This window comes from Agromyces sp. ISL-38, assembly GCF_018613935.1.
Taxonomy (GTDB): Bacteria; Actinomycetota; Actinomycetes; order Actinomycetales; family Microbacteriaceae; genus Agromyces.
The window spans coordinates 98,750-120,396 of record NZ_JAGGPF010000013.1 but is presented as its reverse complement, the minus strand read 5'-3'; the positions used below and the strand labels follow the sequence as shown (position 1 = coordinate 120,396).

The window sequence follows — 21,647 nt, the reverse complement described above, 5'->3', positions numbered from 1 at the left end:
CCGGCCAGTTGACATTTAGACATCGGATGTTTATGCTCGGGTTCGCCACGAAAGGACGCCATGAGCACAATCGTCAGCGTTGACACCCGAGACATCCGCTTCCCGACCTCCCTCGAGCTCGACGGCTCCGACGCGATGAACCCCGACCCCGACTACTCGGCTGCGTATGTCACGATTCGCACGGATGCCGCAGACGGCCACTCCGGTCACGCATTCGTGTTCACGATCGGCCGCGGCAACGACGTGCAGGTCGCCGCCATCGAAGCGTTGCGCGAGCACGTGCGCGGACTCGACGTCGAAGCCGCCCTCGCCGACATGGGTGAGACCTGGCGCCTGCTCACCCACGACTCGCAGTTGCGCTGGCTCGGCCCCGAGAAGGGCGTCATGCACATGGCGATCGGCGCGGTCATCAACGCCCTCTGGGACCTGAAGGCGAAGCGCGCCGGGCTGCCGCTCTGGCAGTTGCTCGCGAGCCTCACGCCCGAAGAGCTCGTGAGCCTCGTCGACTTCCGCTACCTCAGCGACGCGATCACGCCCGACGAAGCACTCGAGCTGTTCCGCGCCGCAGAGCCCGGCCGCGCCGAGCGCACCGCCGAACTCCTCGAGACGGGGTATCCGGCGTACACCACCACGCCCGGCTGGCTCGGGTACTCCGACGAGAAGCTCGATCGGCTCTGCCGCGAGGCCGTCGCCGACGGATTCCCGCAGATCAAGCTCAAGGTCGGCGCTGACCTCGCCGACGACGTGCGCCGGCTCGGCATCGCCCGCGCCGCGGTCGGCCCGAACTTCCCGATCGCGATCGACGCCAACCAGCGCTGGGACGTGGCGCCCGCGATCGAGTGGATCAACGCCCTCGCCGAGTTCGACCTCGCCTGGGTCGAGGAGCCGACGAGCCCCGACGACGTGCTCGGGCACGCCGCGATCGCCCGTGGCATCGCCCCGATCCGGGTCGCGACCGGTGAGCACGTGCAGAACCGCATCGTCTTCAAGCAGCTGCTGCAAGCGGGCGGCATGGACGTCATGCAGATCGACGCCACCCGTGTCGGCGGCGTCAACGAGAACATCGCCAACCTGCTGCTCGCCGCGAAGTTCGGCGTGCCGGTGTGCCCGCACGCGGGCGGCGTCGGCCTCTGCGAAGCCGTGCAGCACCTGTCGATGTTCGACTACGTCGCGCTCTCGGGCACGATGGAGGGCCGCATGATCGAGTTCGTCGACCACCTCCACGAGCACTTCGTCACGCCCGTCGTGATCGAGCGAGGCCGTTACCTCACGCCCACCGCGCCGGGTGCCGGCACCGAGATGCTCGCGGCATCCGTCGACGACTACACCTGGCGCGGCCACCACCCCCGGGTGCCCGTATGAACGCCGGCGTCACGACCGCTGAGCGCCTCGGCCCGCTCGGCTACGGTGCCGCGTCGATCGGCAACCTCTACCGCGAGGTGAGCGACGAGCAGTCGGATGCCGCGCTCGACGCGGCGTGGCATGGCGGCATCCGGTACTTCGACACCGCGCCCCATTACGGCCTCGGCCTCTCCGAGCGCCGCCTCGGCGCCTTCCTCCGGTCGCGCCCGCGTGAGGAGTACGTGATCTCCACGAAGGTCGGCCGCGTGCTCGACCCGAATCCCGACTTCACGGGCGGCGACGACCTCGCGTTCGACTTCGCCGTGCCGAACACGACGGTGCGCCGCTTCGACCCGAGCGAATCGGGCATTCGCCGCAGCATCGAGGAGTCGCTCGAACGACTCGGCCTCGACCGCATCGACATCGCCTACCTCCACGACCCCGACGTCTACGACCTCGATCGCGGCGTCGCCGAGGGGCTGCCGGCTCTCGCGAAGCTCCGCGACGAGGGCGTCGTCGGCGCCATCGGCATCGGCACCAACGACGCGGAGGCCGCGGCGCGGGCCGTGCGCGAGGGCGACCTCGACCTCGTGATGATCGCCGGCCGCTACACGCTCCTCGAGCAGCCTGCGCTCGATGAGCTCCTCCCGCTCTGCGAGCAGCGCGATGTCGGCGTGGTCGTCGCCGCGGTGTTCAACTCGGGGCTCCTCGCCACCGACGCCCCCGACGAGCGTGCTCGCTACAACTACGGCCCCGTTCCCGACGAGGTGCTGGGCCATGCCCGCCGCCTCGCCGAGGCGTGTCGCGCGGCCGGCGTCTCGCTGCCCGAGGCCGCGATGCAGTATCCGTTGCAGCACCCCGCGGTGCGTTCGGTCGTCGCCGGTTCGTCGCGAGCTGCCGACATCCGCGAGAACATCGCACGAGTGCACGCGCCGCTCCCGGCCGGCTTCTGGGATGGCTTGAGGTCTGCGGGGCTGATCCCGTGAGCGGGGCGTCGCGCACGATCGACGCGCACGTGCACCTCTGGGAGCGTGCCGTCGGCCGCTACGAGTGGATTCCCCGCGGCGGCCCGCTCGATCGTGACTTCAGCGCCGGTGAGGCGCGCCTCGAGCTCGACGCCGCCGGCATCGACGCGGCCATCCTCGTGCAAGCCGAGGACTCCCTCGCCGACACGTGGTTCCTGCTCGGGATGGCTCACGAGCACGACTGGGTCGCGGGAGTCGTCGGATGGATTCCGCTCGACCACCCCCAGGCGGCGCGCGCGGCGCTCGACGCTCTCATGGGGGAGACGGCCCTCCGCGGCATCCGTCACCTCGTGCACGATGACCCCCGGGACGACTTCCTCGACCTTCCCGAGGTTCGGGCATCGCTGCGCGAGGTGGCGTCGAGAGGGCTCGCGTTCGACGTTCCCGACGCGTGGCCGCGGCATCTCGGCGCCGCGGCGGGAGTCGCCCGTGCCGTCCCCGAGCTGACCGTCGTGATCGACCATCTCGCCAAGCCGCCGGTGGGCAGGCCCGACTTCGACGCGTGGCGACGGGCATTGGAGCAGGCCGCCGCCGTTCCCAACACGATCGCGAAGTTCTCGGGATTGCACCTTCCCGGTGCGCCCTTCGGCCGCGAGACCGTGCGCCCGCTGTGGGAGATCGCGCTCGACGTCTTCGGCCCCGACCGTCTGATGTACGGCGGTGACTGGCCGATGTCCGTGCCCGACGGCGGGTACCAGGCGACGTGGGACGTGATGAGCGAATGCATTTCCGAACTGGGCGAATTGGAGCGCGCCGCCGTGCTCGGCGGCACGGCGGAGTGGGTGTATCGCTCGCCAATAGTCCGACCTCTGTGGGCGCAATCTCACGAATCAGACTCAATCGCCACTGACTATCCCCGAAACATCCGATGAGTAGTACACTCGCAATTGATTGCTCGACCGCTTGACGAAATCGATTTCATGCTTTTGACTGGTCGCTATCCGAATCTCGATGAAGAGAGGCACACACGTGTTGAGTGGAATCCATCCGATCCTCCACGGTGACTTGCTCGCCGCGCTCGATCGGCTCGGCCACGGCGATGAACTCGTCGTCGCCGACGCGAACTTCCCGGCGCACCGTGTCGGCGAGGTCGTCGTCGAAGCGCCGGCACTTGCGGCCGCCGATGTCGTCGCGGCCATCCGCACGGTCGTGCCGCTCGACGGGTACGAGGGTGCGTCGGTGCTGCTGATGCAGGCCGAGGGCGGCGAGGTGCTGCCGGTGCAGCACGAGCTCGTGACCGCTGCGGAGGCCGCGCCCGACCGCGTCGACGAGCTCGATCGCTTCGCGTTCTACGACCGGGCCATCGGCGCACAGCTGGTCGTGCGCACGGGTGAGTTGCGGCCATACGGCAATCTCATCCTCCGCAAGGGCGTCGTGAACGCCTACGAATCTCGAGGAGCCGCGCGATGACCCCTGCAACCACGACGAAGACCGCGCTCCTCCACCTCTCGGGCGTCAGCAAGGGCTTCCCCGGAGTGCAGGCACTCGACGACGTGCGACTCGAGCTGCGTCACGGCGAGGTGCTCGCGGTCGTCGGTGAGAACGGCGCGGGCAAGTCGACCCTCATGAAGCTGCTCGCGGGCATCTACACGCCGGACGCCGGCACGTTCCGCCTGAACGGCGAGGAGTTCTCGATCGAAGGGCCCCGCCATGCGCAGGAGCTCGGCATCGCGATCATCCACCAGGAGTTCAACCTCATGCCCGACCTCACGGTCGCGCAGAACATCTTCATCGGGCGCGAGCCCCGCTCGGGCGGCGTCTTCCTCGACGACCGGGCACTCAACCGCAGCGCGCAGGAGCTGTTCGACCGGCTCGGGCTCACGATCGATCCGGCCGAGCGCGTCGAGCACCTCACCGTGGCACGCCAGCAGATGGTCGAGATCGCCAAGGCCCTCTCGTTCAACGCGAAGGTGCTCATCATGGATGAGCCGACGGCGGCCCTGAACGACGCCGAGGTCGAGGTGCTCTTCGAGCTCATCCAGCGGTTCCGCACTCCCGATACGGGCGTGATCTACATCTCGCACCGCATGGACGAGCTCGCCCGCATCTCCGATCGCATCACCGTGCTCCGCGACGGCCGCTACATCGACACCCTCGAGACGGCGACGTCGACCGTCGGCGAGGTCATCTCCCTCATGGTCGGCCGCACGATCACGGGCGAGCAGCGCCCGGGGCAGGTGCAGCGGTCGCCCGACGTCGTGCTGAGCGTCGCGGGGCTCTCGACGAAGAAGCTGCTGAAGAACGTCGGATTCGAGCTCCACCGCGGTGAGATCCTCGGATTCGCGGGGCTCATGGGCGCGGGCCGCACCGAACTCGCACGCGCGATCGTTGGGGCAGACCCGATCGAGTCCGGACGCATCACGGTCGACGGTCGCGAGGTGCAGATCGGCAATCCGGCCGAAGCGGCCCGGCTCGGCATCGGCTACCTCTCGGAGGACCGCAAGCGACTTGGCGTCGTGCTCGAACAGGATGTCGCCACGAACATCGTGCTGAGCACCCTTCCGGCATTCACCTCGAAGGTCGGGTTCATGCGAGACGGCGCGATCATCCGCACCGCACGCGACTTCATCGGCCGGCTCCGCATCAAGACGCCCTCGGCGAACCAGCTCGTGAAGAACCTCTCGGGCGGCAACCAGCAGAAGGTCGTCATCGCCAAATGGCTCGCAAAGGATTGCGACATCCTCATCTTCGATGAGCCCACTCGCGGCATCGACGTGGGCGCGAAAGATGAGATCTACGCGCTCCTCGAGGAGCTCGCGAGGCAGGGCAAATCCATCATCATGATCTCCTCCGAGCTGCCGGAAGTGCTGCGCATGAGCCACCGCATCGCCGTCATGTGCGAGGGGCGGCTCAACGCGGTGCTCGACAACGCCGAGGCGACCCAGGAGATCGTCATGGACTACGCAACGCGCTTCAGCGCTGAAGGAACGGTGAGTTGAATTGACCACGACTGCCCCACAACAACCAGCAACCAAGGCTGCTGCGACGAGCGCCGTGCGCTCACGGCTCCGCGGCCAGATCCAGCAGCTCCTCGCCTTCGCGAGCCTCATCGCGATCGTCGTGTTCTTCTCGGTCGCCAACGACAGGTTCCTCACGTGGGCGAACGTGACGGGCATCCTGCTCGCCGCGACCGTGACCGGCCTGCTGGCCCTCGGTACGACGTTCGTCATCATCACCGGCGGCATCGACCTGTCGATCGGCACGGGTATGACGCTCTCCGCGGTGATGACGGGCGTGTTCCTCACCTACCTGGGCCTGCCGCTGTGGCTCGGCGTCATCCTCGCGATCCTGTTCGGCGGCCTGCTCGGTTTGATCAACGGCGTCAACGTCGCGGTGCTGAAGATCCCGCCGTTCATCGCGACGCTCGCGATGATGCTCGTCGCCGCAGGGCTCTCGCTCGTGATCTCGGGCACGGCGCCGATCTACTTCAAGGAGACGCCCGACTTCGTGCGGCTCGCGACGGGCTCGCTCATCCCCGGCATCCGGTTCCCGAACGGCGTGCTCATCTTCATCATCGTCGCGATCATCGCCGGCGTCGTGCTGAAGAAGACGCTCCTCGGCCGCTACACGTTCTCGATCGGATCGAACGAGGAGGCCACCGAGCTCTCGGGTGTGAACGTGACGAAGTGGAAGATCGCGATCTATACCTTCGCGGGCCTGTTCACCGGCCTCGCGGGCGTGCTGCTCGCCTCCCGACTCTCATCGGCCCAGCCCGCGCTCGGCATGGGCTACGAGCTCGAGGCGATCGCCGCGGTCGTCATCGGCGGCACGTCCCTGCAGGGCGGCAAGGGCTCGATCGTGGGCACGGTCATCGGCGCGCTCATCATGGCGGTGCTCACGAACGGCCTGCGCATCATGTCGATCCCGCAGGAATGGCAGTCGGTCGCGGTCGGCGCCGTCATCCTCATCGCCGTGTACCTCGACATCCTCCGGCGGAAGAACGCCTAGACTTCCGGCCTTCGCGGGCCGGAACCCTTGCACCAACACACAACAAAGGAGTTCGATCATGCGAAAGCGTTCATTCGGCGTCGCGGCGGGGCTCGTCACCGCTGCGCTCGTTCTCAGCGGCTGCGCCGGTGGCGGCGGCGACGGTGCCGGCGGCGGCGACGGCGGCGGCGACAAGCCCTACATCGCCCTCGTCTCGAAGGGCTTCCAGCACCAGTTCTGGCAGGCCGTGAAGCAAGGCGCCGAGCAGGCTGCCGAGGAATTCGACGTCGAGATCACGTTCGAGGGCCCCGACACCGAGGCCGACGTCGACCAGCAGCTGCAGCAGCTGCAGACGGCGCTCGACAAGGGTCCCGACGCGATCGGCTTCGCCGCACTCGACAGCCAGGCGGCCGGCCCCTACCTGCAGCAGGCACAAGATGCCGGCATTCCCGTCATCGCGTTCGACTCGGGTGTGGACAGCGACATCCCCGTGACGACCGCCGCGACCGACAACAAGGCTGCCGCAGCCGAGGCCGCCAAGCACATGGTGGAGCTCGTCGGTGACACGGGCAAGATCGCGCTCGTCGTGCACGACCAGACCTCGGTGACCGGTATCGACCGTCGCGACGGTTTCGTCGAGTACATCGAGGAGAACGCACCCGGCATCGAGATCGTCGACATCCAGTACGGTGGCGGCGACCAGCTGAAGTCCACCGACCTCGCGAAGGCGATCCTCCAGGCGAACCCCGACCTCAAGGGCATCTACGGCTCCAACGAGGGATCGGCGATCGGCGTCGTGAACGCCGTCACCGAGCTCGGCCTCGAGGGCAAGCTCACGGTCATCGGGTTCGACTCGGGCCAGGCGCAGATCGATGCGATCACCGACGGCCTGATGGCCGGCGCGATCACGCAGAACCCGGTCGGCATCGGCTACGAGACCGTGAAGGCGGCCGTTGAGGCGCTCGACGGCAAGGAATTGCCGAAGACCATCGACACGGGCTTCTTCTGGTACGACGCGACCAACATCGACGACCCCGAGATCCAGGCTGTGCTCTACAAGTAGGAATCGGATGTCGCGGAGGGGGGTGACGGCTGCGGCCGGCACCCCCCTGTCACGCGCAGGCCGCGGGTGCTCAGTGCGCGGGTGCTCAGTGCGCGTGCGCTCCGTACGCGGGCGCGCGCCGCAGGACGCTCAGAGCGCCGACCGGAGCCACTGCTCCACGCCGCTGACGTGGGCGACCGTGAGCGCCGAGGCGAGTTCGCCGTCGCCCGCTTCGATCGCCTCGAGGATCGCGTGGTGCTCCTGGAGGGTGCGGCCGACTGCGTCTTCCTGCGTGATGCCGCGCCAGATGCGCGCTCGCACGGTGTGGCTCGACAGCGAGTCGATGAGGCCCGCGAGGTAACTGTTGCCGGTGGCGTCCGCGATCCCGCGGTGGAACTCGAGGTCGTGGGCGACGAGACCTTCGACGTCGGTCGCGTGGTCGACACCGTCGATCACCTCGCGAAGCCGGGCGAGGTCGTCGGCGTCGGCGTTGCGAGCCGCCAGGGCGGACGCCGCGGGCTCGAGGATGCGACGCACGGCGAAGATCTCGAGCACCGATTGGTCGTCGTGCAGGTCGACGACGAATGACATGGCCTCGAGCAGGAGTCGCGGCTCGAGGCTCGTGACATAGGTGCCGTCGCCGCGCCGCACGTCGAGCACCCGGATGACCTCGAGCGCCTTGACGGCTTCGCGGAGCGACGAGCGGGACAGGCCGAGGCGCTCGCTCAGCTCCTTCTCGGGAGGGAGCCGGTCGCCGGGCGAGAGCTCTCCGGCGAGGATCATCTCTTTGATGCGCAGGATCGCTTCGTCGGTGACCGCCATGCGGGCATCGTACCTCGCATCGGCCCAGACATCAGATCTCTGCGCCGGCGGCGCGCCAGAGATGCATGCTTGCGTAGCTGCGCCACGGCGCCCAGCGAGTGCCGATCGCATCGAGAGCGGAGGGTGTCGATGCGAGCCCGAGCCTGGCGGCGCCGTTGCGCAGCGCGAGGTCGCCGGTGAGCAGCACGTCTGGCGCGCGAGTCACCCGCATTGCGAGGTAACCGGCCGTCCATGGGCCGATGCCCGGCACCGCCAGCAGGTCGGCCTGCAACTCGTCGCGCTCACGCTCGGGCGCCACGACGAGCTCGCCCGAATCGAGCCGGCGGGCGACGTCGAGAATCGTGCGCACGCGCGCGGCCGGCCCGCGGAGCACCTCCCCGCCGCCCTCGGCGATCGCCGCCGCCGTCGGGAAGAGCACGCCTGCCCCGGTCGAGGCGACGCGTTCGCCGAGCTCGGCGGCCACCCGCGAGAGGGTGGTGCGGGCGGACTTCACCGACACCTGCTGCCCGATGAGAGCGCGGAAGACCAGCTCGTGCGGGTCGAGGCATCCGGGCACTCGCATGCCGGGAGTCGCGGCGACCGACGCGGCGAACGCCGGATCGGCCGCGAGCGCGGCGTCGATCGCGACTGCATCGGCATCGAGGTCGAACAAGCGGCGCACCCGCGCGACGAGCGGCGGCAGGTCGGCCAGGCTCGAGAGCTTGGCCTCGACGTCGATCGCGGGGGAGCCGTCGCCCCCGGTCGCGGCGAAGCGCACGAGCGCCGGCCCGCCGGGCAGGCGCAGCGTGCGCTCGAACCGATCGGAGCCCGCCACCTCGACGCCGTCGACGGCGCGAGCGGCGAGCCACTCGAAGACGCCCTCGGCATCGAACGGCGGCCGGGCCGGCAGGCGCAGGTGCACGACACCTGCCTCGGTGTCGAGCTGCCGCCGCTCGGGGGGCCGTTCACGCTGGCGCACCCGCGCCGCGAGTCGCAGCTCGAGCGGGCTGCGCTCATAGACGGCCCTGATCGTGTCGTTGAACTGGCGGATGCTGCCGAACCCCGAGGCGAACGCGACATCCGCCGCGGGGAGGGTCGTGGAGGTGAGCAGGGCGCGCGCGGTCTGTGCGCGGTGAGCGCGGGCGAGGGCCAGCGGGCCGGCGCCGAGTTCTGCCGTGAGCACCCGCGTGAGGTGCCGACTCGTGTAGCCGAGCCTGGCGGCCAGGCCCGGCACGCCCTCGCGCTCGACGACGCCGTCGGCGATGAGGCGCATCGCGCGGGCGGCGAGGTCGTCGCGCAGGTCCCACTGGGGGGAGCCGGGGACCGCGTCGGGCAGGCAGCGCTTGCAGGCCCGCAGGCCCGCCTCGTGGGCGGCGGCCGCCGTGAGGTAGAAGCTGACGTTCGTGGCCTTCGGCAGAACTGCGGGGCAGCTCGGCCGGCAGTAGATGCCGGTCGAGTGCACGCCCGTGATGAATTGCCCGTCGAAGCGCGCGTCACGCGCCTGCATCGCTCGATAGCGCTCGGCGAACACGGGGTCGGCGAGCGGGTCGACGCGCCTGCGGCCGGGTCGTGCGGCACCCGGCGCCGCTTCAGGAGAGGGCCGCTCCGGTGCGCTGATCGTCGTGGTCATGACCCTAGCCTCGCACGTCCCGACGACATCGACCGGCGGAAATCGGACATCGGCGCCGCGGCTAGGGTGGAGGGATGCCGCATGCCGTCATCTCCCTGCTGCGCGACGCCCTCGGGGCATCCGTCTCCACCGACCCTGCAGCGCTCGAGGCGACGCGCGAGGATCGCTCGGGTTGGCGCAGCGCCACGCCGCCGATCGCCGTCGTGCACGCGGCATCCGTTTCCGAGGTGCAGGCCGTGATGCGCATCGCGCACTCGACCGGAACGCCCGTCGTACCGCGGGGAGCCGGCACGGGGCTCGCCGGCGGCGCGATCGCGAGCCAGGGTGCGATCGTGCTCGACCTGACGCGCATGAACCGCATCCTCGAGGTCTCCCAGGCCGACGAGCTCGCGGTCGTCGAGCCGGGTGTGCTCAACGGCGACCTCAACGACTCGCTCGCCCCGCTCGGCCTCTGGTTCGCGCCGGACCCTGCGAGCCGCGCGATCTCCTCGATCGGCGGCAACATCGCCACGAACGCCGGCGGGCTGCTCTGCGCGAAGTACGGCGTCACCCGTGAGGCAGTGCTCGGCCTCGCCGTGGTGCTCGCCGACGGGCGATTGCTCCGCACGGGCCACCGCACCGTCAAGGGCGTCACCGGCTACGATCTCACCGCCCTGTTCACGGGCTCCGAAGGCACGCTCGGCGTCATCGTCGAGGCCACCCTGCGGCTTCGACCGCTCATCGCCGGCGCCGTCGTCACGGTCGCCGCGGCGTTCCCCGATGTCGGGGCCGCAGCGCGCGCCTCGGCCGGCGTCACGGCCGCTCGCATCCGCCCGGCCGTGCTCGAGCTCATCGACGCGGCGGGCCTCGCCCGTGTCGCGACGTTCCTCGGCCCGGCGGCGCTCGCCGGCACGCCCCTCGAGTCGATCACGCCCGGCGAGACGTTCCTGCTCGCCCAGAGCGACAGCGCGGCGGCGGCGATCGAGGCGGCGGCCATCGCCGCGATCTTCGCCGAGGCGGGCGGCCGCGTCGCGGTGTCGACGGATGCCGCAACCGGCGAGCGGCTCCTCGACATCCGCAGGGCGGTGCATCCGGCCTTCGCGGCGACCGGGCAGGTGCTCATCGAAGACGTCGCGGTGCCGCGCTCCCGCCTGCCCGAGATGTTCCGTGCGATCGAGGAGATCGGCGCGCGCCACGGCCTCGAGATCCCCACGATCGCGCACGCGGGCGACGGCAACCTCCACCCGAACTTCGTGTTCACGGGAGACGAGGTGCCCGAGCACGTGTGGGCCGCGGCCGACGAGCTGTTCCGAGCCGCTGTGGCCCTCGGCGGCACGCTCACGGGCGAGCACGGCGTCGGCATCCTCAAGCGACGCTGGCTCGCCGACGAGCTCGGCGGCGACTCGTTCGAACTGCAGCGGGGCATCAAGGCGTTGTTCGACCCGAGCGGCATCCTGAACCCGGGCGTGATGTTCGAGGCATCCGCGCCGCCCGCTCGATAGGCTGCCCGGGTGAGCCACGCACCCGTGCCAGCGCAGAATCCGACCCCGTCGCCGTCGCTGTGGGCTGCGCCGCCGCCGCCGCAGCGGGCCCGCAGCGGCGGTGCCGCGTTCGCGATCGTCGGCATCCTGCTCGGCGTCGTCGTCGGCCTGCTCGTGCTCGCCTACCTCGCGGTCGCCCTCGGCGTGTCGGCCCTCGCCATCGGGTCACTCCTCGCTGTCGTCCCCCTCGCGATCGTGCTGCTCGCGGTGCGATGGGTCGACCGCTGGGAGCCCGAGCCGCGGTGGGCGCTCTGGTTCGCGTTCCTCTGGGGTGCTGCGGTATCGGTCGCCGCCGCGCTCATCATCGATCTCGGCCTGCAGCTCCTCCTCGCGTTCGCCGAGCCCGGCGGCAGCCCGAACGAGGCGATGGCGGCGGTGGTGCAGGCGCCGATCGTCGAGGAGACCGCGAAGGGCATCGGCGTGCTGCTCCTCTACGCGTTCTCGCGCTCGCACTTCGACGGACCGGTCGACGGCCTCGTGTACGCGGCCACCGTCGCGGCGGGCTTCGCCTTCACCGAGAACATCCTCTACTTCGGTGCCGCGCTCGCCGAGGGCGGCGCGGGCGAGCTCGGCGCGGTGTTCGTGGTGCGCGGACTCTTCTCCCCGTTCGCGCACGTGCTGTTCACGGCCTGCACGGGGCTCGTCATCGGCATCGGCGCCCGGCGTGGCGGTGGAGCGGGCGTCGTGGGCTGGTTCCTGCTCGGCCTCGCCGCCGCCGTGCTGTTGCACGCCCTCTGGAACGGGTCGCTCGCGTTCGCCGACGACGCGGTCGGGCTCTACTTCACCGTGCAGGTGCCGATCTTCGTCGGCGCGGTGCTCCTCACGTTCTTCCTCCGCCGCCAGGAGGTGCGCGTGACGCGCGCTCGTCTCGGCGAGTACGCCGCCGTCGGGTGGTTCAGCGCCGCCGAGGTCGAGATGCTCGCGACTCCGGCCGGTCGCCGGCGGGCGCGGGCGTGGGCGCGGTCGCAGACGCCGCCGCGAACCGCGCTCATGCGGCGGCTCATCGCCGATGCCACGCATCTCGCGTTCAACCGGCATGTGCTCGTCTCCGGCCGCGGCGACGTGCGGCACGTCACCGACGAGCGACTGCTGCTCGATGCCGTCGCAATCGATCGGGCGGCGCTGCAGCGCTGAGTCGCGATGGTGCGGATCACCCCCGTTTCCGGGGCATCCAGGCGCCGTGGCGCGACCCTATGATGTGCGCAGAGGCCGCGCCCGGCGGCGCGGAAGGACCTGATGCAGCTCTATTTCGACGACCCCGAGTTCGACCGGCAGTTGCAGCGCACTGCCGCGAAGGCGTCGTACGGATGCTGCGACCTGGGCGAGATCTTCGCGGTCGCCGCGCGCATCGTTCCGCGCGACTACGACAGCTGGTACGGCGAGTGGTTCGCGGCGGGGGAGTCGGCGCGGCTGCTCGGTGAAGCGGAGGCCGCGGCGGGACACGACGTGAACGCGGTATCCGCCCACCTCCGCGCGAGCGAGTACTACCGTTCGGCATATTTCTTCACGCGGCGGGAGCCGCACGGGGTGGCCCTGCTCGAGGCCTTCCACCACAGCCAGGCGGCGTTCCGGGCGGCGGCTCCGCACCTGCCCTTCCCGACGGAGCGCGTCTCGATCCCGTACGAAGACGTCGAGCTCGAGGGATACCTCGTCCGCCCGCGCGACGCGGCGCCGGGCCCGACGCTGCTCCTTCCGTGCGGCTACGACTCGCCGGTCGAGGAGCTGTACTCGCTCGGCGCGGCCGAGGCGGCGGCCCGCGGCTTCTCCGTGATCATGTTCTCGGGCCCGGGCCAGGCGGAGATGCTCTTCGATCGCGGCATCCCGTTCCGTCCCGATTTCGAGGCTGTCGCGGGCGCCGTGATCGATTTCGTGCGCACTCGGGCCGACCTCGACGGCGAACGCATCGGCATCGTCGGGCGCAGCTTCGGCGGCTACCTCGCGCCGCGGGCGGCCTCGATGGAACCACGGATCACCGCGATGTCGGCAGATCCCGCGCAATACGACATGGGCGCCGTCTTCCGGTCGCGGATGCCCGCCGACCTCCTCGCGCTCCTCGACGCAGGCGATCCGGCCTTCGACGACGCCATCTGGGAGGCCTACCCTGGCGTGCACGGACAGGAGTTCTGGCTGTCTCGCGCACGGGCCCACGGCGTCGACTCGCCCCTCGCGTACGCGCAGCTGATGCGGGAGTGGACGGTCGACGTCGAGGCGCTCGAGTGCCCGACGTTCGTCTCCTACGGCGAGGGCGACCCCGCGCAAGCCGGAACCGAGGAGTTCTTCGACCGGCTCACAGTCGACGAGAAGCAGTTCACGGTGTACCGCGAGGCCGACGGCAGCGGCGGACATTGCGAGGGGATGGGACCATCGCGCTACTTCAGCGACGTCTTCGGCTGGTTCGCCGACCGCTTGCGCTAGCCCCTCCGAACACGAAGAAACTCGCCGCCCTGTGGTGTGGCACTGCCGACAGCGCTACAGGACGACGAGTTCTCGAATACCAGCGTGCAACGTGTTCGCGGTGAGCGCAAGAGGGGGGTGGACGGTCGTCCGCGTTTGCCCCGCACCCCTTGATCTGTTTGGCTGGACGCATGACCGATACGAACAGCAAGCCCGAAATCGACTTCCCCGAGGGCCCCGCTCCCACTGAACTCGTGGTCGAGGACATCGTGGTGGGCGATGGCGCCGAGGCGACACCCGGCTCGACCGTCGACGTGCACTACCTCGGCGTCGAGTACGAGTCGGGCGATGAGTTCGACTCGTCGTGGAGCCGCGGGCAGTCCATCAACTTCCCTCTTCAGGCGCTCATCGCCGGTTGGCAGGAGGGAATCCCCGGCATGAAGGTCGGCGGTCGACGCAAGCTCACGGTGCCCCCGCACCAGGCCTACGGCCCGGTCGGCGGCGGCCACCAGCTCTCTGGAAAGACCCTGATCTTCGTGATCGACCTGCTCGGCGTCAGCTGAGCACGATCGCCTGATCTCGAAGGCCGGTGGGCATGCAGCCTGCCGGCCTTCGTCATGCCCGGCCGGTCATGGCGCCGCCGCCGCGACCGTGAGGCGGCTCAGTGCGCGGTACGCCGCGGCCGGGTTTTGTGCGGACTCCGCTCGGGTTCTGTTCGCTCCTGCACTCGTTCGACCAGCGCACGCCAGGGCCCGGTGAGCTGACGCTCGGCGAGCGTCGCCTCATGCGGCTCGCAGCGGATGCGATAGATGAAGCGGTCGGGTTCGGGCGGAACCGGCGGCGGCGTGCTCCACGGGATCTCGCGGATCAGGACGTACCAGTCGTCGGGGTCGGGCTGCTCCTCGACGTGGACTTCCCACGTCAGTCGAAGCCCGGCGATGCCTCCGCTCCGCGAGACGATGACGTCCATGTCGGCATCGTACTCCCGGGGCCGCTCGCGGCACCCTCTTGGGCCGGATCCGGCGACGCGAGCACGTCGATGCCGACCCCGCTCCAGCCGCTGGTCACGGCTCGCGACTCGGGGGAATCGGCGCCGAAGCGCTCATTCGCCGCGCGCACCGTCTCGGCGGCGAACGTGTGGAATCCGTCGTCGGGGCGGAGGATGCCCGACGTGAGCACGTCGTACCAGACGCGCCCGACATGCTCCCAGGCGAACCCGCCAAGTTCGATCGCCGCGAGGGCGAACGCGCGATTGGGAATGCCGGAGTTCAGGTGCACGCCGCCGTTGTCGTCGTCGGTCTCGATGTACCGGTCGAAATGGTCGGGCTGCGGGTCGCGACCGAGCACGTCGTCGTCGTACGCCGTTCCGGGCTCATTCATCGAACGGATGGCGCGCCCCTCGACGAGATCGGTGAACACGCCCTCTCCGATGAGCCACGTCGCCGACGCGGCATCTTGACCCATGGCGTACTGCTCGACGAGTGCGCCGAACACGTCGGAGATGTGTTCGTTGAGTGCTCCGGACTGACCCTCGTAGCGCAGCTTCGCCGTGCGCTCGGTGACGCCGTGCGCGAGTTCGTGACCGATGACGCTGAGCGAGCTGGTGAATCCCCGGAAGACCTCGCCGTCGCCATCGCCGAAGACCATGCGCTCGCCGTCCCAGAAGGCGTTGTCGTAGCGGTCGCCGTAGTGCACGGTGGCCTCGAGTGGAATGCCCGCGCCGTCGATGGAGTCGCGGGCGAAGACGCGTGCGAAGAGCTCGAAGGTGTCGCCGAGGCCGTCGTACGCCGCGTCGGCGGCCGTATCGCCCGTGGCCGGCTGGCTCTCGCGGCGTACGAGGCGCCCCGGCAGCCGCTCGGCGTTCTCCGCGTCGGAGATGCGGCGATCGGGAGCGGGTGCCGTGCCCGGCCGGGCAGCGGGACGCTCGTCGCGCGGGGGATGCTCGTGAGGGATGAACGATGGGGGTTCGCCCTCGCGCCGCCACTCGCGCATGGGTGCGTCTCGCAGCAGCGACCGGCGCGCGGCGTCGGCTGCGACGTCGAAGCGGGGATCGGCGATCGCCGCGATGCGCGCGAGCAGATAGGGCGGCACGATCGCGTGGAGCGGTGTCGAGTAGGGGTAGGGCCGGGGCATCCGCGTCATGATTCGATGGTGGCATGCGCCGCTGACAGGCGGGGTGTGAGTTCGCCCGGCGCGCCGACATCCGCCCGGCGCCCTGCGTCGACTTGCCGCGCGGCATCCCGGTTGCGAAGCTGGGCTCGTGCAAGTTGCCACTGTCGCCGCCCCGCCCGACGTGCGCACCCATCCGATCGGCCTCGTGCCGGCCGCGATCGTGTGCGCTGCCGCCGTGTTCCTCTTCGGCGTCGAGGTGCCGCTCGTGGGGTATGCGATGCTCGCGGTCGGCCTCGCCGGCGCGTGGCTCGCCGACCGCTCTGGGCGCACGAGCCGGCTCCTGCCCGACCTCGCACTCGTGGCACTGGGCGAGACGATCGTCTCGACGATCTCGGTCGCGGCCGACATCAGCTACGGCAACATGCTCCTGATGGGCGTGGTGCTCTCCCTCGCAGTCGCCGTGCCCTTCGTGATCTCGCGATTCGTGTTCGGCGACCGCGTCATCCGATTCCCCTGGCGTACCGGCCACCGGTGGTCGCCGGTGCAATGGGCATACCTGGTGTTGATCGCCGCACTCGGGTGGCTGATCCTGCCGTTCTACTTCATCACCTCGGGCGTCTACACCAACTGGCCGACGGTGACGCTGCCCGATGAGATCGCGCGGCTGTTCGTGGGCGTGAACGCCGTGGGCATCTGGGACGAGCTGTTCTTCGTCTGCACGGTGTTCGCCCTGCTGCGCCGGCACTTCCCGGTGTGGCAGGCGAACCTGCTGCAGTCGATCGTGTTCGTGTCATTTCTCTGGGAGCTCGGCTACCAGAGCTGGGGACCGCTCCTGACGATCCCGTTCGCGCTCCTGCAGGGCTACACGTTCATGCTCACGAAGTCGCTCGCGTTCGTGATCACGGTGCACCTGTTGTTCGATCTCGTGGTCTTCCTCGTGATCGTGTACGCGCATACCGGAGTGCCGCCGATCTTCCTGCTCGCGCCGTGAGGGCTTGGCGGGTCATCCGCGTCAAGGGTCGTGCCGCCTCACGACGAACGTTCCGTCCGGTCGCCACTCCACGGTGAGTACATCGGTCTCCGATGCTCTCCCCATGACGCCGTCGCCATCTTGATCGGTGTGCGTTCCGACATCTCTGGGAATGGCTGCGTTCATCGTCATGCCCCGCTCGAGCACGCGTTCCAAGGAGGTGCAGTTCCATACCATGCCGTTCGCCTCCAGTTTGACGATGAGGCACGAGATGCCGCTTCTCGGGACCGCTGGATTGTTCGAGACCGTTGAACTGACCAGAACCGCTGCGTAGACCGTCACACCTGCTGCCGGCCCGTCGGGACCGACGATACGCGCGACACTCGACATATCGAAGGTCGTGTTCAGCCAGCCAGGGAACATCCCTTCCCCGGGGAGTACGCCGTTGCCCCGTCGCGGGTCGCGGAAGAAGTCGAGCGCTGCGCCGGCAGGCAGTGACGAGTCGGGGTCGGCCGTCGGCGACGGGACGATGGTGATATCGAACCGCGGTGGTGTATTCACCGCCTCGCCGAGCCCGAGCCAGGCGGCGAACAGCGCGGCGCCGACGACGATTCCGATCGCTCCGGCCGCCAGCGGCGTCAGCCTCCGCCGCCGCGAAGACGACGCATTCTCTGCGGGCAGCACGGATGGCTCGACGTCAGGCTTGCCGTCGAGCGCGGTCGGGAGCGACCCTGTCGTGTCGACCCGCTTGTCGCCGCGTTCGCGTTCGATCTCGAGCAACTGCCATTCGCTCTCGGTGAGCTCGAGCACTCGTCCTGAGGCGTGGTCGTAGCGGGCGACGCGCGGCTCAACAGAGCCGGAACGCGAGTACACCCGCGATTCGAGCTCTGAACGCGCATCGACCTCGTCGTCGTTTCCTGCCATGGTCCGCCGATCCGATTGGAGCATATGCCCGACGGGAGCGGCAGCAGAAGCCCGATAACGGGGGGCGTGGTGTGCGGTGCTACTTCAGCTGCCCGCGCACTTCACCGCCTGGGAACGTCGACGTGTGCACATTGACGTAGTAGTTGCGCGGGTTCTCGGTGATCTCGGCGAGCAGTGTCTCGCCTGCCGTGGTGCAGGCATCCACCTCGAAGGTCGTGCCACTCGGCACCGCAAGCGGTATGACGACGTCGCCCGCCACGTTGCGGGGCGCGAAATGGATGTGTGCCGCAGTCGCCGGCGCAGTGAGTCCGTCGACCTCGAGCGTGTAGCAGAACTGGTCGCCATCGATCTCGTAGGAGAAGAATCCACTCGCGCCACCGGTGGCGCCGGTGGTCTCCTGCTCGTTGTTCAGCGGGATCGCCGGCATGGAGGGCGGCTCGGCCTGTGCGGCTCCGGCGCCGGCGAACGTGAGTGCAACGACGGCTGCGAGGGTGAGCGCGGCGGTGCGCGCCCGCGTGGTCGTGATCATGATCGAACCTCACTTCCTCTGGTCACAGCGCACGCTACGCCGCGCGCGATCGAGTCACAATGGCTCGACGGATGCCCCATGCGCTGCAAGCCACGCGAGCAGCACGGCCGCGTGGTTGACCTGCTCGTCGCGGGCGCCGAACAGCAGGGTCACGCGTGGCTGCTCGCGGCCCGTGGCGAGCAGCGCGTCGGCGGCGGGGTTGGCGTCGAGCTCGTCGCGATACCGCTCGGCGAACTCGTCGAAGCGTTCACGGTTGTGGTGCCACTCCGTGCGGAGCGCTGGGGAGGGGGCGACATCCTTGGCCCACTCATCGAGTTCGGCGCGCTCCTTGCGCACACCGCGCGGCCACAGCCGATCGACGAGCACCCGGTAGCCATCGGATGGGTCGGCCGGCTCGTACACGCGCTTCATCGTGAAGCCCATGGTGGCCAGTCTGCCCCGGTGCGCGAGCGTTGTCACCCGGCGAGCTGTCGCTCGGGCCGGGTCGGGCCCGGCTGGCCGGGCGTCCCCGAGAAGGCGTCGGCCCCCAGGCATCCGCTCTGGTAGACTCTTCAGGTTGCCGTCAGAACGGCCGCGCACAAAGAGAGCCCAGGCATCAGGCCACGGGCAGCGCGCAACGAGAGAAAGGGGATCCCATCTATGGCACTTGAAGCTGATGTCAAGAAGGCGATCATCGAAGAGTACGCGACGCACCCCGGTGACACTGGATCCCCCGAGGTTCAGATCGCGCTCCTCACGAAGCGAATCAAAGACCTCACCGAGCACCTGAAGGAGCACAAGCACGACCACCACTCGCGTCGTGGCCTGCTCCTCCTCGTCGGTCAGCGTCGTCGTCTGCTCGGCTACCTCGCCGATGTGGACATCAACCGCTACCGCAAGCTCATCGAGCGTCTCGGTCTGCGCCGCTAAGCGCATTCTGCGCGGCTTTCGCTGATACCGCGAACTTCTTCGGAACGGGTCGTCGCCTTCGGGCGGCGGCCCGTTTTCGTTCTTCGGCGCGCGGTCGAAGCGCGGCAGGGCGCGGTCGAAACGCGGAGGCGCGCCGCCGAAGCGCCACGTATCCGCCCCAGTCAGCTCGCCCGCGCCCGGTACGCGCGAACGGCCATCCGATTGCCGCATCGCGTGCTGCAGAACCGGCGCGAGGTGTTCTTCGAGAGGTCCACGTACAGGCCCTCGCAGTCATCCGCGTCGCACACGCGAAGCCGCTCCATCTGGTCGGCACGGATGGCGTCGACGAGCGCCATGGCCGCCTCGACGAGGATTCTCCGGGCGAGTGGGGCTTCGGCCTCGGTCGCATGGATGTGCCAGTCCGCACCGTCATGACGAACGAGGCGGGGGAGGGCGCGCGCCTCGGCGAGCAGTTCGTTGACGGAGACGGCCGCATCGTCGCGGTCCTGCAGCCAGATCGCCCGAAGTCGGGCGCGGGCGTCGCGCACCTCGGCGAGCTCGCGCTCGTCGCCGTCACGGCGGCCGGAGTAGTCCCACGCGTCGAGCAGGGCGACGAGTTGCCCCGGGGTCGACAGCTCGTCATCGCCCGAATCGGATGCCTCGGGCGAGGTCTCGGTGAGGGCGGCGACGAAGCCGAGGGCCACTTCGGTGTCATGGGTGAAAATCATTTGACTCCTGACGCACGGTTCCACTACTGTCATGAGCATAACCGGTTTCGGGCATGACAGGGGAGCTCGGCCCGGCTCGGCGGAATGGACGGATGGGCAGCGTATGCACGGGTCACGCGGGATCGGAATCCTCCTCGGGCTCGCGTCCGGCCTCGCCTTCGGTGCGGGCGGCGCGATCGTCAAGCCCCTGCTCGAATCGGGATGGTCGCCGGGCGCGGCCGTGTTCTTCCGCATCACCGTCGCGGCCGTGCTGCTCGCCGTGCCGGGCCTCTTCGCCCTGAGATTCGACCTGCGGCCGCTCTGGCGCGCGAAGTGGACGGTGCTCGTCTACTCCGTGATCGCCGTCGCCGGCGTGCAACTCGCCTTCTACACCGCGATCGCACGCATTCCCGTGAGCACCGCACTGCTCGTCGAGTACCTCGCCCCGGTCGCGCTCGTGGCCTTCGCCTGGGTCACCAGTCGTCGTGCACCACAGTTCGTCGTGCTCGCCGGGTCGGTCGTGGCGATCGCGGGTCTCGTGCTCGTGATCGGTCCGGCAGGCGGCACCCTCGATCCCTTCGGGGTCGTGATCGCCGGCATCGCGATGATCGGCGTCGCCGTCTACTACCTGCTCGGCGAGCGGAGCGACACCGGCGTGCCGCCCATCGCCCTCGCCGCTGCCGGATGCGTGATCGGATGCCTCGTGCTCGGCTCCGCCGCGCTCACCGGACTCGTACCGTTCGAGGCCGAGTTCACGGACATCGAGTTCTTCGGCGGTGTCGCCCCGTGGTGGGTGCCGGTGCTCATGGTCGGCGCGATCTCGACGGCATTCGCCTACGCCGCGGGGATCCAGGCCATCCGCATGCTCGGTACCAGGCTCTCGTCGTTCCTCGGACTCTCGGAGGTCGTCTTCGCCGCGATCGTCTCCTGGGTGCTCATCGGCGAGGCGATCGGGCCGGTGCAAGCCATCGGCGGGCTGCTCATCCTCGCGGGCATCGTGCTCGTGCGTCTCGAGCGCCGCACGCCCGATCAGCCTGCGGCCGCCCCTGAACTCGACCTCGTGCGGGTTCCGGGCACCGTTGGTGCCGGCAGCGCCGCCGGCCCTCGGCAGGGCGACGTTTCGTAACCTCCCGGCACTCGTGTCAACCCTCTGTCGGCCCGATCGCCCGATTCGTAGCGTGGAACGTCCACTCAGAACGTCCACACCCACGAGACGAAGGAGATACCATGGCCGCGCAACTCGCAGGCAAGAAGGTCGCATTCCTCATGACCGACGGCGTGGAGCAGGTCGAGTTCACCGAGCCCTGGAACGCACTGCGCGCCGCGGGCGCCCTGGTGAGCCTCGTCTCGCCGACTGCGGGCACGGTGCTCGGGTTCGACCACCGCGAGAAGGGCGACACCTTCGACGTCGACCTCCCGGTCGCCGACGCCGACGCGGGAACGTTCGACGCGCTCGTGCTCCCCGGCGGAGTCGTGAACGCCGACCACCTGCGCATGGACGAGGCATCCGTCGCCTTCGTCCGTTCCTTCTTCGAGCAGCACAAACCCGTCGCCGCGATCTGCCACGCGCCGTGGCTCCTCGCCGAGGCGGGCGTCGTGCGCGGCCGCAGCGTGACGTCCTACCCGAGTCTGAAGACCGACCTCGTGAACGCCGGCGCCCACTGGAGCGACGAGGAGGTGGTCGTCGACCAGGGCCTCGTGACGAGCCGCAGACCCAAGGACCTGCCGGCGTTCATCGCGAAGACGATCGAGGAGATCGGCGAGGGAGAGCACGCCGGGCAGACCGTGTGACCTGCGCCGTCGCCCGGCGTCGTCACAGCCGCACGGCCTGCCATAG

General features: G+C 69.5%; 23 protein-coding genes. 15 read left to right on the top strand and 8 right to left on the bottom strand.

Going from position 1 to position 21,647, the window contains the following annotated elements; genetic code table 11:
• The first annotated feature begins 60 nt into the window (after positions 1–60).
• The 7 genes from J7E25_RS15680 (at position 61) to J7E25_RS15650 (ending at position 7,356) form a co-directional block, all read left to right on the top strand.
• Positions 61–1,362: an L-fuconate dehydratase gene (locus J7E25_RS15680; RefSeq protein ID WP_214871097.1), complete on the top strand. Its 1,302-nt coding sequence runs from the start codon at positions 61–63 to the stop codon at positions 1,360–1,362.
• Positions 1,359–2,327: an aldo/keto reductase gene (locus J7E25_RS15675; RefSeq protein WP_214871096.1), complete on the top strand. Its 969-nt coding sequence runs from the start codon at positions 1,359–1,361 to the stop codon at positions 2,325–2,327. Before J7E25_RS15680 ends, J7E25_RS15675 begins: the two co-directional genes overlap by 4 nt.
• Entirely contained in the window at positions 2,324–3,238 is a 915-nt protein-coding gene (locus tag J7E25_RS15670; RefSeq protein WP_214871095.1) for an amidohydrolase, read from the top strand. Before J7E25_RS15675 ends, J7E25_RS15670 begins: the two co-directional genes overlap by 4 nt.
• Before the next feature lie 97 nt (positions 3,239–3,335).
• Positions 3,336–3,776: an RbsD/FucU family protein gene (locus tag J7E25_RS15665; protein ID WP_214871094.1), complete on the top strand. Its 441-nt coding sequence runs from the start codon at positions 3,336–3,338 to the stop codon at positions 3,774–3,776.
• Complete coding sequence (locus J7E25_RS15660; RefSeq protein ID WP_214871093.1) at positions 3,773–5,305, top strand: sugar ABC transporter ATP-binding protein; 1,533 nt, start codon at positions 3,773–3,775, stop codon at positions 5,303–5,305. The genes J7E25_RS15665 and J7E25_RS15660 overlap by 4 nt, the downstream gene beginning before the upstream one ends.
• A gap of 1 nt (position 5,306) precedes the next feature.
• On the top strand, positions 5,307–6,314 hold the full coding sequence (locus J7E25_RS15655) for an ABC transporter permease (RefSeq protein ID WP_214871092.1): 1,008 nt from the start codon (positions 5,307–5,309) through the stop codon (positions 6,312–6,314).
• Between the two features lie 58 nt (positions 6,315–6,372).
• On the top strand, positions 6,373–7,356 hold the full coding sequence (locus J7E25_RS15650) for an ABC transporter substrate-binding protein (protein ID WP_214871091.1): 984 nt from the start codon (positions 6,373–6,375) through the stop codon (positions 7,354–7,356).
• A 129-nt stretch (positions 7,357–7,485) separates the two neighbouring features.
• Here J7E25_RS15650 and J7E25_RS15645 read toward each other — a convergent pair whose 3' ends face one another.
• Together J7E25_RS15645 and J7E25_RS15640 are read right to left on the bottom strand one after the other, a co-directional pair.
• Positions 7,486–8,157, bottom strand: coding sequence for a FadR/GntR family transcriptional regulator (locus tag J7E25_RS15645; protein ID WP_214871090.1), 672 nt, complete (start codon positions 8,155–8,157; stop codon positions 7,486–7,488).
• Between the two features lie 31 nt (positions 8,158–8,188).
• Positions 8,189–9,766, bottom strand: coding sequence for a DNA-3-methyladenine glycosylase 2 family protein (locus tag J7E25_RS15640; protein WP_214871089.1), 1,578 nt, complete (start codon positions 9,764–9,766; stop codon positions 8,189–8,191).
• A gap of 74 nt (positions 9,767–9,840) precedes the next feature.
• Here J7E25_RS15640 and J7E25_RS15635 point away from each other — a divergent pair, with 74 nt between their 5' ends.
• From J7E25_RS15635 to J7E25_RS15620, 4 genes are all read left to right on the top strand, one after another.
• Entirely contained in the window at positions 9,841–11,247 is a 1,407-nt protein-coding gene (locus tag J7E25_RS15635; RefSeq protein ID WP_214871088.1) for an FAD-binding oxidoreductase, read from the top strand.
• A 9-nt stretch (positions 11,248–11,256) separates the two neighbouring features.
• The gene (locus J7E25_RS15630) at positions 11,257–12,420 is read left to right on the top strand and encodes a PrsW family intramembrane metalloprotease (protein WP_214871087.1); all 1,164 of its coding nucleotides are present in this window, start codon (positions 11,257–11,259) and stop codon (positions 12,418–12,420) included.
• A gap of 102 nt (positions 12,421–12,522) precedes the next feature.
• The gene (locus J7E25_RS15625; RefSeq protein ID WP_214871086.1) at positions 12,523–13,701 is read left to right on the top strand and encodes a S9 family peptidase; all 1,179 of its coding nucleotides are present in this window, start codon (positions 12,523–12,525) and stop codon (positions 13,699–13,701) included.
• A 170-nt stretch (positions 13,702–13,871) separates the two neighbouring features.
• Positions 13,872–14,243, top strand: a complete 372-nt coding sequence (locus J7E25_RS15620) for an FKBP-type peptidyl-prolyl cis-trans isomerase (protein ID WP_214871085.1) — start codon at positions 13,872–13,874, stop codon at positions 14,241–14,243.
• Between the two features lie 98 nt (positions 14,244–14,341).
• Here the strand turns inward: J7E25_RS15620 and J7E25_RS15615 are convergent, their stop codons facing one another.
• On the bottom strand, positions 14,342–14,650 hold the full coding sequence (locus J7E25_RS15615; protein ID WP_214871084.1) for a protealysin inhibitor emfourin: 309 nt from the start codon (positions 14,648–14,650) through the stop codon (positions 14,342–14,344).
• Positions 14,602–15,822, bottom strand: coding sequence for a M4 family metallopeptidase (locus J7E25_RS15610; protein ID WP_251039166.1), 1,221 nt, complete (start codon positions 15,820–15,822; stop codon positions 14,602–14,604). The genes J7E25_RS15615 and J7E25_RS15610 overlap by 49 nt, the downstream gene beginning before the upstream one ends.
• Before the next feature lie 118 nt (positions 15,823–15,940).
• Here J7E25_RS15610 and J7E25_RS15605 point away from each other — a divergent pair, with 118 nt between their 5' ends.
• On the top strand, positions 15,941–16,783 hold the full coding sequence (locus J7E25_RS15605; protein ID WP_214871083.1) for a CPBP family intramembrane glutamic endopeptidase: 843 nt from the start codon (positions 15,941–15,943) through the stop codon (positions 16,781–16,783).
• Between the two features lie 21 nt (positions 16,784–16,804).
• Here the strand turns inward: J7E25_RS15605 and J7E25_RS15600 are convergent, their stop codons facing one another.
• The 3 genes from J7E25_RS15600 to J7E25_RS15590 form a co-directional block, all read right to left on the bottom strand.
• Positions 16,805–17,542 (bottom strand): hypothetical protein, encoded by a 738-nt coding sequence (locus J7E25_RS15600; protein ID WP_214871082.1) that lies wholly within the window; start codon positions 17,540–17,542, stop codon positions 16,805–16,807.
• 223 nt (positions 17,543–17,765) lie between these two features.
• Positions 17,766–18,215, bottom strand: a complete 450-nt coding sequence (locus J7E25_RS15595; RefSeq protein WP_214871081.1) for a CHRD domain-containing protein — start codon at positions 18,213–18,215, stop codon at positions 17,766–17,768.
• Positions 18,216–18,269: 54 nt separating this feature from the next.
• Positions 18,270–18,638 carry a DUF488 domain-containing protein gene (locus J7E25_RS15590; RefSeq protein WP_214871080.1) on the bottom strand — a complete coding sequence of 123 codons (369 nt, stop codon included), beginning with the start codon at positions 18,636–18,638 and terminating at the stop codon, positions 18,270–18,272.
• A gap of 216 nt (positions 18,639–18,854) precedes the next feature.
• Between J7E25_RS15590 and rpsO the strand changes: the two genes are divergently transcribed.
• A complete protein-coding gene (rpsO, locus tag J7E25_RS15585; RefSeq protein ID WP_056658110.1) occupies positions 18,855–19,124 on the top strand; it encodes a 30S ribosomal protein S15 in 270 nt (89 codons plus the stop codon).
• A 161-nt stretch (positions 19,125–19,285) separates the two neighbouring features.
• Here the strand turns inward: rpsO and J7E25_RS15580 are convergent, their stop codons facing one another.
• Positions 19,286–19,831 carry a CGNR zinc finger domain-containing protein gene (locus J7E25_RS15580; protein ID WP_214871079.1) on the bottom strand — a complete coding sequence of 182 codons (546 nt, stop codon included), beginning with the start codon at positions 19,829–19,831 and terminating at the stop codon, positions 19,286–19,288.
• A gap of 103 nt (positions 19,832–19,934) precedes the next feature.
• Here J7E25_RS15580 and J7E25_RS15575 point away from each other — a divergent pair, with 103 nt between their 5' ends.
• Together J7E25_RS15575 and J7E25_RS15570 are read left to right on the top strand one after the other, a co-directional pair.
• Positions 19,935–20,936, top strand: a complete 1,002-nt coding sequence (locus J7E25_RS15575) for a DMT family transporter (RefSeq protein ID WP_214871078.1) — start codon at positions 19,935–19,937, stop codon at positions 20,934–20,936.
• Positions 20,937–21,037: 101 nt separating this feature from the next.
• Positions 21,038–21,601, top strand: coding sequence for a type 1 glutamine amidotransferase domain-containing protein (locus J7E25_RS15570; RefSeq protein ID WP_214871077.1), 564 nt, complete (start codon positions 21,038–21,040; stop codon positions 21,599–21,601).
• The last annotated feature ends 46 nt before the right edge of the window (positions 21,602–21,647 follow it).

Bases quoted from the DNA above. Each gene is read 5' to 3' on its own strand.
- J7E25_RS15575 (WP_214871078.1), top strand. From the start codon at position 19,935: ATGCACGGGTCACGCGGGATCGGAATCCTCCTCGGGCTCGCGTCCGGC.
- J7E25_RS15595 (WP_214871081.1), bottom strand. From the start codon at position 18,215: ATGATCACGACCACGCGGGCGCGCACCGCCGCGCTCACCCTCGCAGCC.
- J7E25_RS15610 (WP_251039166.1), bottom strand. From the start codon at position 15,822: ATGACGCGGATGCCCCGGCCCTACCCCTACTCGACACCGCTCCACGCG.
- J7E25_RS15675 (WP_214871096.1), top strand. From the start codon at position 1,359: ATGAACGCCGGCGTCACGACCGCTGAGCGCCTCGGCCCGCTCGGCTAC.
- J7E25_RS15615 (WP_214871084.1), bottom strand. From the start codon at position 14,650: ATGGACGTCATCGTCTCGCGGAGCGGAGGCATCGCCGGGCTTCGACTG.
- J7E25_RS15570 (WP_214871077.1), top strand. From the start codon at position 21,038: ATGGCCGCGCAACTCGCAGGCAAGAAGGTCGCATTCCTCATGACCGAC.
- J7E25_RS15645 (WP_214871090.1), bottom strand. From the start codon at position 8,157: ATGGCGGTCACCGACGAAGCGATCCTGCGCATCAAAGAGATGATCCTC.
- J7E25_RS15640 (WP_214871089.1), bottom strand. From the start codon at position 9,766: ATGACCACGACGATCAGCGCACCGGAGCGGCCCTCTCCTGAAGCGGCG.
- J7E25_RS15660 (WP_214871093.1), top strand. From the start codon at position 3,773: ATGACCCCTGCAACCACGACGAAGACCGCGCTCCTCCACCTCTCGGGC.
- J7E25_RS15625 (WP_214871086.1), top strand. From the start codon at position 12,523: ATGCAGCTCTATTTCGACGACCCCGAGTTCGACCGGCAGTTGCAGCGC.
- J7E25_RS15650 (WP_214871091.1), top strand. From the start codon at position 6,373: ATGCGAAAGCGTTCATTCGGCGTCGCGGCGGGGCTCGTCACCGCTGCG.
- J7E25_RS15680 (WP_214871097.1), top strand. From the start codon at position 61: ATGAGCACAATCGTCAGCGTTGACACCCGAGACATCCGCTTCCCGACC.
- J7E25_RS15590 (WP_214871080.1), bottom strand. From the start codon at position 18,638: ATGGGCTTCACGATGAAGCGCGTGTACGAGCCGGCCGACCCATCCGAT.
- rpsO (WP_056658110.1), top strand. From the start codon at position 18,855: ATGGCACTTGAAGCTGATGTCAAGAAGGCGATCATCGAAGAGTACGCG.
- J7E25_RS15635 (WP_214871088.1), top strand. From the start codon at position 9,841: ATGCCGCATGCCGTCATCTCCCTGCTGCGCGACGCCCTCGGGGCATCC.
- J7E25_RS15620 (WP_214871085.1), top strand. From the start codon at position 13,872: ATGACCGATACGAACAGCAAGCCCGAAATCGACTTCCCCGAGGGCCCC.
- J7E25_RS15580 (WP_214871079.1), bottom strand. From the start codon at position 19,831: ATGATTTTCACCCATGACACCGAAGTGGCCCTCGGCTTCGTCGCCGCC.